Raw genomic sequence first — 8,659 nt, 5'->3', positions numbered from 1 at the left:
CGGGAGGCGAGTCTCAGGCCGAGCAGTCCGACCACGGTCACCACGGCGCCCGGAAGCAGGGCGCGCCAGCGCACCCGCCTGCCGAGCAGCAGCCACTGCGACCACCGGACGAACAGGAACGCGGTCAGTGCCGCCACCAGGGCTACCGGCCGGGGACCGGCGCCAGAGCGTGCCGGTGGCGGACAGGAAGAGGAATCCGATGAGGACGGCGAGCCACAGCACGTGCCGCCAGCGGGCCCACCAGCGGGCCGGTGGCAGGTTCCAGGCTTTCTCGTAGCCGCTCTGCACCGCGGCGCCGAACGACAGGCCGAACACCGCCAGGGCCGCGAGACCGAAGGCCGTCGTCGTCCGGAACGCCTGGCCGGGGCCGCCCGAAGAGCCGCTCGACCTCTCGTCTGGAAGCCGGCGACACACCGAGCCCGTCCCCCAGCCACTGCGCGAACCCCCGCCCGCGGTCCGGATCGGCCGCGGCGACCACGATCAGCAGCGGGACCAGAGTGAGGAACCCGAGCGCCGCGAAGCCCGGTGCCCGCTGTGACAGCTGCAGATCACCGCCCCGCGCCGCCGCGCCCAGCCGGCGACCGGCGGACCACCCGCCGTAGCTGTCGGAACAGGGACGGCTTGCCCGTATCGCCAGGGGGTCCGATCGGCATGCACGTTGACCACCACGATCGATGCGCCGCTGCTGTAGGGCGCGACCACAGAGGTCGAGTCGGATCCTTGGGTAGGGCGAGCCGCGGAACGGCCCGGAGGGGACCGGGACAAACGACCCGGGTCAGCGTCCTCGGCCTCACCCACGTGCAGCTCGCCAGTCTTGGTCCGACGTCGCTCCGATCGGTTGCACGAACGGAGCGACGTGGCTCCTGATCCCGTTGCCCGACCGGCGCTCAAACAACCCCGCCCGAAACAACCGGGGTGCGTACCGCAGCGGTGGTGGGCCGCCTGCCCGGCGGCGCGGCTCGTGGGCGCACTTCTTCCCCACCGGACGTCGATGCCGGGGCGGCAGGGTCGCCGGGGTCAGCGGGAACACCTGCGTCCGGCGATGACGTGGGAGACGTTCGAGAGCGCCGCCGGCCGCGCCCGCCCCGTCCGCCGGCTCGTATCGCGGCCGGCCCAGTTGTTGGCGCGGCATCTCGTTCTCGGGCCTCAGCACCAGGACCTCCGCTTCGAGGTCGAGATGCCAGGGCGCGATGAGCACCAGGAATCCGAGCACACGCCGCACGAGTGGATGGGTCATACGAACGAGCGTCCGGTGATCACGCCAGGGCGGGGATGCTCATGCGGGCTCCGTGCAGGTCGGCGGCGTGAGCCGAGTTCTCGAGCCCCGCAGGTTCAGGAGCGGGCCTCAGTAGCCACCGCCGCCCGTGGAGCCGGCAGACGGGGAAGCCGACGCGGAGGCTGGGCTGGTGATCGCGTCACCGCTGGGACTCACCACGTACCACGAAGCGCCGAAGGCGTTGACGCCCTGACCGTTGGTTTCTCCGGGCTTCGTGTCCTTGAAGAAGTAGTACAACGGGTGGCCGTTGTAGGTCACCTGGGTCGAGCTGTCCGAACGGGTGGTCGTTCCGACCAGGGACGCGGTCACTCCGCTGCTGTCGGGTGCCCCGGTCGTGGTCTGCGGCGGCCAGTTCTGCGTACAGGAGCCGTTGCAGGTCGAGGTCGTCCCCGTATCGGCCTTGAACAGGTACAACGTCCTACCGGAACCGTCGACCAGGATCTGACCGAACGGCGAACTCGCCGTCTTCACCGTGGCGACGCTCCGGCTGGGAGCAGCGGAGCCGGCGGCGGTCGTGGGGGCGCTGGTGCTCGCGGTCGGGGTCGAGGAAGCCGTGGTGCCGGAACTGCCGCATCCGGAGGCAGTGGCTGTCATGGCGGCCACACCGGCGGCAAGAGTGATGAAACGATTCATTGGGTACCTCTTGATCCTGGCGGCGACGTCGGTCGGCCGACCGACGGTGACTTTCCGAACCACGTTAGGCACCGATGCCCGACCTGCTTCCGCGGGCGGTCCGGCCCTGCGCCGACCTTCACTCGTGCGGGTGACCGAGGGGCCGCAGCGGTGTCCGACTGTCAGTCAGAACGTCCGTGTGCATCAGCCCACCGGTGCCATGCGGCCGCCTACCCGTCAGGCCTCCAGGGCCCGCCCAAGGGGCCCGGTGTCCATCTTCGTGCCCTGGCCGGCCCGGGGCACGGTCCGGTGCGCCCGTCCTTCCCGGGGCAGGCCTTTCCGGGGCGGACGAGGAAACCGTCGCGGTAGCCCGACGAAGCGGATGTGCCGCTGTGTGCGGCCGGACGCATCGGGTCACCCGGTGACGCCGCTGTGCTGCACGTGGAACGGGACGGTCGTGACGACGACCTTCGGCAGGGGGCGCAGCGCCCTCCGCAGCCGAGCCGCGAGTCGGCTGTGCAGGAGACGGTGGCGCCAGTGCTGTACGACGATCTCCGGAAGGATGACGGTCAGGGTGAGGTCCGGGCACTGGTGGTGCAGCGACTCGATGTAGTTGACCAGTGGTGCGACGATCGCGCGACAGGGGGAGAGGACGATCTCCAGGGGCAGGTGGTCGCCCCACGGGTTAGGGTCGGTGGTCGGCTTGATCTGCTGTGGCGACCCCGTGCGGGGTTCTTCCACCGGTTCCCGGCGCCCGGCGAGGCCGGCTCACCGAGTCAGAACCTGTGGTCGAAGACCGCCGTGACGGGGGCGTGGTCGGACCAGCGCTCGGCGTGCGAGGCGGCCCGCTCGACGTAGGCGTCGGCACAGGTGGCGGCGAGGCCCGGGCTGGCCATCAGGTAGTCGATGCGCCAGCCGGAGTCGTTGTCGAAGGCGCGGCCGCGGTACGACCACCAGGTGTAGGGCCCGGCCTGGTCGGGGTGGAGGTCGCGGACGACGTCCACGTAGCCGACGTCGTCGAGGAGCCGGGTCATCCAGGCCCGCTCCTCGGGCAGGAAGCCGGCGTTCTTCCGGTTGGCCCGCCAGTTCTTGAGGTCGTCCTCGCGGTGGGCGATGTTCCAGTCGCCGCAGACCAGCACCTCTCGCCCCTCCTCGGCGGCCCGCCGCTTCAGGCTGTCGAGGTGGACGAGGAACTCCGCCATGAAGCGTTCCTTCTCGTCCTGGCGCTCGGTGCCGACCTCGCCGGAGGGCAGGTAGAGGCTGGCGACCGTGAGGCCCGGCAGGTCGATCTCGGCGTACCGGCCGGAGCCGTCGAACTCGGTGGAGCCGAAGCCGATCGCGGTGCGCTCCGGCGCCCGGCGGGAGAGCACCGCCACGCCGGCCCGGCCCTTGGCGGCGGCCGGCGCCCAGACCGCGTGCCAGCCCTCCATGTCCTTGATCTCGGACGGCAGCTGGTCGGCCTCGGCGCGGACCTCCTGCAGGCAGACGACGTCGGCCTTGGTGCCGGCGAGCCACTCGGTGAGGCCCTTCTTGGCGGCCGCCCGGATGCCGTTGACGTTGACTGTCGAAACCACGATCACCCCGGGAGGGTACCGGCCGCCCCGGCCGTCCGCCGAAGCGGTCCGGCTCCGTCGTGGCGCAGATCACGAACGGTCGGCGAGTGGCCGTGTTCCGGTCAAGCCCGGTCATTGGTCTTGACCATCTCATCCGCCACCCCCTAGGGTCTGCTTACTGCAAAGACCTTTAATAAAGAAGGACGGATAAAGCCCACCCTCCCCACCTGCCGAAACCGGGGAAGGATCGGGCGGCCCCACACCTTCAGGGCGGAGGACACGGTGGCGCAAGGACAGCTCACGGCGGCCCCCGAGCCGAAGTACTGGCACCTGCGCACCGTCCTGGTGCGCACCATCGACTCGGAGTTCTCCGCCGGTCAGGTGCTGCCCAACGAGCGCGAGCTCGCCGCCCGCTTCGGCGTGGCCCGGGCGACGCTGCGCCAGGCGCTCGACCAGCTGGAGCTGGAGGGCCGGCTGGTCCGCCGCCGCGGCATCGGCACCGTGATCGCCGCCCCGCGGGTCGGCGTCCCGGTGAGCAGCAGCGAGGAGGGCTGGCCCAGCGCCTCGCGCAACCAGTCCTGGCGGATCGTCGACTGCACCAGCGCCCCCGCCCCGGCCCGGCTGGCCGCCGAGCTCGGCGTCCTGCCCGGCGAGACGGTGCACACCGTGCGCCGGGTGCGCCTCGTCCAGGGCCGGGTGATGGCGACCGAGTCGCTGCACGTCCCCGACTCCGCGGTGCCGCACCTGCCCGCGCTGCCGCAGCTGGTCGGCTCGACGGCCGAGGGCGAGCGCGCCCGTTCGGTGCTCCGCCAGCTGGAGCGCTGCGGGGTGGACGGCGAGTCCCGCACGGTCGAGCTGGGCGTCGCCGAGGCCGAGCAGGCCGCCCTGCTGGAGCGCCCGCCGGGCACCCCGGTGCTGGTGGTCACCACCGTGTACGCGTCCGCCGGCCGGCACATCGCCCGCGCCGTCTGCACCTACCGTGCCGACACCTGCAAGCTCACCTTCGGCGAGACCGGCGCCGTCGAGGTCACCCCGGTCGAGGCGGTCCGCTCCGCCTGACACCCGCCCGAACGCGAACCGCGGGCCCGTCCGACACCGGACGGGCCCGCGGTCCGCGTTCCGGGGCGGTGCACCGGGTCAGCGCGGGCCGGCCACCGGCGGGTCGACCGCGAACAGCTGCTCCTCCACGTGGTCGAGCGCCACCCGCAGCGCCCCGGTCGCCACGACCTCGGTGCCGAGCGCGGCCAGCGCCACCTCCGGCGCCCGCAGGGTGAAGCGTCCGAGCCGCTCGCGCAGCGGCTCCAGGACGCCGTCCAGCCCGGCCGCCCAGCCGCCGACCACCACCAGTTGCGGGTCCAGGGCGAGGACGAGCGCCGCCACGTCGTGCACCAGCCGGCCGAGGAAGCGGTCCATGGCGTCCCGGGCGACCGCGTCGCCCTCCCGGGCCAGCCGCAGCACCCGGGCGACCGCCGCCTCGTCCAGCGGGTCGAGCGGCTTGCCGGTGGTGGAGAGCAGCCGTTCCGGGGTGGCCTCCTGGCCGAGCAGGTGCAGGGCGCCGATCTCGCCGGCCGCGCCGCCGTACCCGCGGTGCAGCCGCCCGTTGATCAGCGAGCCGGCACCGGGGCTGAGGCCGGCCATGACGAAGACGACGTCGCCCTTGCCGACCGCGGCGCCCTTCCAGTGCTCGGCGATCGCGGCGAGGTTGGCGTCGTTCTCGATGACGACCGGGCAGCGGAACGAGCGGCGCAGCCGGGCGCCGAGGTCGAGGCCGGTCCAGCCGGGCACGGCGGTGCTGAGCCGGACGGTGCCCTCGCCGTCCACGATGCCCGGGGTGCCGACGGCGACGGCCCACAGGCTGTCCCGCAGGACGCCGGTCTTGCGCAGCACCTCGGCGACGGTCGTCCGCATGACGCCGAGCCGCTCCTCGGCGTCGAGGGCCTCGTCGACGGGCTTGGAGTGACCGGCGAGGATCTCGCCGCTGAGGTCGGCCAGCACCACCCGGACGTCGTGCACGCCGACCTCGATGCCGAGCGCGTGCCCGGCCTCGGCGCGGAACCGGAACCAGCGGGCGGGCCGGCCGCGGCGCCCGCCGCCGTCCAGGCCCTGCTCGACCTCGGCGACCAGGCCGGACTCCATCAGGCCCTCGATGACGCCCTCGACGGTCGGCCGGGAGAGCCCGGTGTCGCCGACGAGCTGCGTCAGGGTGACGGTCTGTCCGTCGCGCAGCGCCCGCAGGGTGACCGCCGCGTTGATCCGACGCAGCAGCGAGGAGTCCCCTCCGGTGAGCCGATCCGCCACGTCGCCGCCCTTCCCGCGTTCGCGCGACAGCTCTGGCGCGCGGTGCCGAGTGCGCGGTGACCTCCGTTGCCCCGCGAGAGTCCGCCGCGGGGCAGCACGGCACAACGGCGCGCGCACCCCGGGGCATCAGCCGGGATGGTACTCGGGCACCCCTCGGGCCGCGAGCGTTTCCGCAGCTCATCACGTATTCGGTATGGAAACGGTACGAAGGCGGTGACGCTCCGGTGCGGCCGCCCGCCGACGCGGGCCCGGGCAGGCTCAGCCGTCGAGGCGCCACACCACCGAGGTCTTCTCCGGGGCGTCCTCGAGATCGGCCACCACCGGCACCCGGTACGAGGCGACCTCGGTGAAGTGCTCGCGCGGCAGGTACGCCCGGCCCGGGTCGCCGACCAGCACCAGGGCGCCGCGGGCACGGGCGCGCCGGAGGAACGGCAGCACCCGGTGGGCCATGGCCCGCTCGTAGAAGACGTCGCCGGCCAGCACCACCTCGGCGGGCGCGCCGTCGCCCGGCAGCAGGTCGGCGCAGCGCGCGTCGATCCGCACGCCGTTCGCCGCGGCGTTGAGGCCGATCGCGGCGACCGCGTACGCGTCGATCTCGGCGGCGGTGACGGAGGCGGCGCCGCGCAGGGCGCAGGCGATGCCGACCAGTCCGGAGCCGGCGGCGAGGTCCAGCACGGCCCGGCCCGCGACCGTCTCCGGGTGGTCGAGCACGTAGCGGGCGACGGCCTGGCCACCGGCCCAGGCGAACCCCCAGAAGGGCGGCGGCAGTCCGACCTCGCCCTTCGCGGACTCGGTGCGCTCCCACAGCCCGATCGCCTCCTCGGCCAGGTGCAGCCGGACCTCGGGGACGAACGGGACCGCGCCGAGCGCGGTCTGCGAGCGGACGAACTCCGCCGCCGCGCCGCAGGCCGGATCGGAGCCGGCCGGATCGGAACCGGTCACGGCGGACCGGGCGGCGCCGGGGGCAGGGGCTGCGATGGGTGCGGTCGGCACGGTGCTCCTCGCGGGGTGTCGCACAGGCGGGGGTGGCCCGAGCCTACGGGACGGGTGACGCGAGGTCAGCCCGCCCCGTCCCACCCTGTGGAATGTTGCGTCGGGTCGGAGCACGGCTGTTAGACAGGGGCGCATGACCGACATCGCGATCCGTACCGCGCGCCCCGACGAGATCCCCGCCCTCCTGGCCTTCTGGGGCCGGGCCGCCGAGGGAGCCAGCATCACCGACGACGAGGCCGGGGTCGCCCGGCTGATCGAACGGGACCCGCAGGCCCTGCTGGTCGCCGAGCTGGACGGGGTGCTCGCGGGCACCGTGATCGCCGGTTTCGACGGCTGGCGCTGCCACCTCTACCGGCTGGCGGTCGACCCGGAGCTGCGCCGCCGCGGGGTCGGCGGCGCGCTGATCGCGGCGGCCGAGGCGAGGTTCGCCGAGCTGGGCGGCCGCCGCGCCGACGCCATGGTGCTGGAGCACAACGCCCTCGGCCAGGGGGCCTGGGCCGGCGCCGGCTACCGGCGCGAGGAGCAGTGGCGCCGCTGGGTGCGCCCGCTGGCGGGCTGAGGCCCGCGGGGCGGGGCAGCCGGCCGTCCGGTCAGACGTGCTCCATGGTGAGCGTCGCCGTGGTGTCCGGCTCCAGCGCCTCGAAGACGTGCGGCGCGTCGCCCGGGTAGGCGATGTAGTCGCCCGGGCCGAGCTCGACCGGGGCCGCGGCCGGGCCGACCAGGGCCCGGCCGGTGCCGATCACCACGTGCTCCACCGAGCCGGGCAGGTGCGGGTCGGAGCGGCGGACGCCGCCCGGCTGGGCGTCGATCCGGTAGATGTCCCGGCGCGCGTTCGGCGGGCAGGACGCGAGCAGGGTGGCCGCGTAGTCGGCCCGCTCGGACCAGGTGACCGGGCCCTCGCCGGCCCGGACGATGCGGACCTGCGGCCGCGGCGGGTCGACCAGGCGGCTGAACGGCACGTCGAGGGCGGCGCCGAGTGCCCACAGGGTCTCCACGCTCGGATTGCCGGCGCCCGCCTCCAGCTGCGAGAGCGTCGACTTGGCGATGCCCGCCCGGCGGGCGAGCTCCGCCATGGAGAGCCCGGCCCGCTCCCGTTCGCGGCGGATCGAGGCGGAGATCAGGGCGATCAGATCGAGGGAGGACCGGTGTCCGCCCGGTGCCGCCGCACCGTCCGCAGGGACGCTGTCCACAGGGTCCACGTGTTCGCTCCAGACTACTGTCCGTTCGGCTTGACGAACGCCGAGGTTGCTGTTCATTCTAATGGACATGCGTTCGGCAATGCGAACACTCGATCGCGGCACGCTCCGCGACATCGCCCTGGTCTGTCTCGCCGACGCCCTCGTCGGCGCCTCCTTCGGCGCGATCGCCGTCTCCGGCGGGCTGCCGGCCTGGGTGCCGGTCGCCATGTCCCTGCTGGTCTTCGCCGGCGGCTCGCAGTTCGCCGCGGTCGGCGTCGTGCTGGCCGGCGGCGGCCCGATCGCCGCGGTGGTCACCGGCCTCGTCCTCAACGCCCGGCTGCTGCCCTTCGGCTTTGCCGTCGCCGACGTGCTCGGCGGCGGCTGGCGGGCCAAGCTGCTCGGCGCCCAGATGCTCACCGACGAGTCCGCCGCGTTCACCCTGCTGCAGCGCGACCCGAAGGCCCGCCGCGCCGCGTTCTGGATCTGCGGCGTCGCCCTGTTCGCGGTGTGGAACATCGCCGTCCTGCTCGGTGCGATGGCCGGCGGCGCCATCGGCGACACCGACGCGCTCGGGCTGGACGCGGCCTTCCCCGCCGTCCTGCTGGCCCTGGTGCTGCCCTCGCTCGCCGACCGGTCCGTCCGCAACCCGGCCCTGGTCGGCGCCGTGGCGGCGGTCGCCGCCACGCCCTTCCTGCCGGCCGGCCTGCCCGTCCTGCTGGCGCTGGTCGCGCTCGTCCCGGCCGCCCGGG

At 74.0% G+C, this 8,659-nt stretch carries 8 protein-coding genes and 1 pseudogene; 3 read left to right on the top strand and 6 right to left on the bottom strand.

Annotation, left to right across the window (positions count from 1 at the left end):
• Positions 1 to 1,345: 1,345 nt before the first annotated feature.
• The 3 genes and pseudogenes from ABZ641_RS18825 to ABZ641_RS18815 form a co-directional block, all read right to left on the bottom strand.
• Complete coding sequence (locus ABZ641_RS18825) at positions 1,346 to 1,909, bottom strand: hypothetical protein (protein WP_344626503.1); 564 nt, start codon at positions 1,907 to 1,909, stop codon at positions 1,346 to 1,348.
• Between the two features lie 393 nt (positions 1,910 to 2,302).
• Positions 2,303 to 2,575 (bottom strand): annotated as a pseudogene (locus ABZ641_RS18820) (amino acid permease); the annotation flags it as partial.
• Between the two features lie 89 nt (positions 2,576 to 2,664).
• A complete protein-coding gene (locus tag ABZ641_RS18815; RefSeq protein ID WP_344626504.1) occupies positions 2,665 to 3,468 on the bottom strand; it encodes an exodeoxyribonuclease III in 804 nt (267 codons plus the stop codon).
• A 255-nt stretch (positions 3,469 to 3,723) separates the two neighbouring features.
• On the opposite strand from ABZ641_RS18815, the gene ABZ641_RS18810 reads away from it, so the two are divergent.
• Positions 3,724 to 4,500, top strand: a complete 777-nt coding sequence (locus ABZ641_RS18810; protein WP_359983151.1) for a GntR family transcriptional regulator — start codon at positions 3,724 to 3,726, stop codon at positions 4,498 to 4,500.
• Between the two features lie 78 nt (positions 4,501 to 4,578).
• Here the strand turns inward: ABZ641_RS18810 and ABZ641_RS18805 are convergent, their stop codons facing one another.
• Positions 4,579 to 5,739, bottom strand: a complete 1,161-nt coding sequence (locus tag ABZ641_RS18805; RefSeq protein ID WP_359983148.1) for an ROK family protein — start codon at positions 5,737 to 5,739, stop codon at positions 4,579 to 4,581.
• 258 nt (positions 5,740 to 5,997) lie between these two features.
• Positions 5,998 to 6,732, bottom strand: a complete 735-nt coding sequence (locus ABZ641_RS18800; RefSeq protein ID WP_344626506.1) for a methyltransferase — start codon at positions 6,730 to 6,732, stop codon at positions 5,998 to 6,000.
• 133 nt (positions 6,733 to 6,865) lie between these two features.
• Between ABZ641_RS18800 and ABZ641_RS18795 the strand changes: the two genes are divergently transcribed.
• Entirely contained in the window at positions 6,866 to 7,291 is a 426-nt protein-coding gene (locus ABZ641_RS18795) for a GNAT family N-acetyltransferase (protein ID WP_344626507.1), read from the top strand.
• A gap of 31 nt (positions 7,292 to 7,322) precedes the next feature.
• On the opposite strand, the gene ABZ641_RS18790 is transcribed toward ABZ641_RS18795, so the two are convergent.
• On the bottom strand, positions 7,323 to 7,859 hold the full coding sequence (locus ABZ641_RS18790) for an XRE family transcriptional regulator (RefSeq protein ID WP_263107840.1): 537 nt from the start codon (positions 7,857 to 7,859) through the stop codon (positions 7,323 to 7,325).
• Positions 7,860 to 7,998: 139 nt separating this feature from the next.
• Here ABZ641_RS18790 and ABZ641_RS18785 point away from each other — a divergent pair.
• Positions 7,999 to 8,659, top strand: a 661-nt coding sequence (locus ABZ641_RS18785; protein WP_359983144.1) for an AzlC family ABC transporter permease, incomplete at its 3' end; no start/stop codon positions are given.

This window comes from Kitasatospora sp. NPDC007106 (assembly GCF_040634455.1).
Classification (GTDB): Bacteria; Actinomycetota; Actinomycetes; order Streptomycetales; family Streptomycetaceae; genus Kitasatospora; species Kitasatospora arboriphila.
Note: the sequence above shows the minus strand (reverse complement) of the source record. Positions and strands in the feature narration are given on the sequence as shown.

Excerpts from the sequence above, each read along its gene's own strand:
- ABZ641_RS18825 (WP_344626503.1), bottom strand. The coding sequence starts at position 1,909 with ATGAATCGTTTCATCACTCTTGCCGCCGGTGTGGCCGCCATGACAGCC.
- ABZ641_RS18795 (WP_344626507.1), top strand. The coding sequence starts at position 6,866 with ATGACCGACATCGCGATCCGTACCGCGCGCCCCGACGAGATCCCCGCC.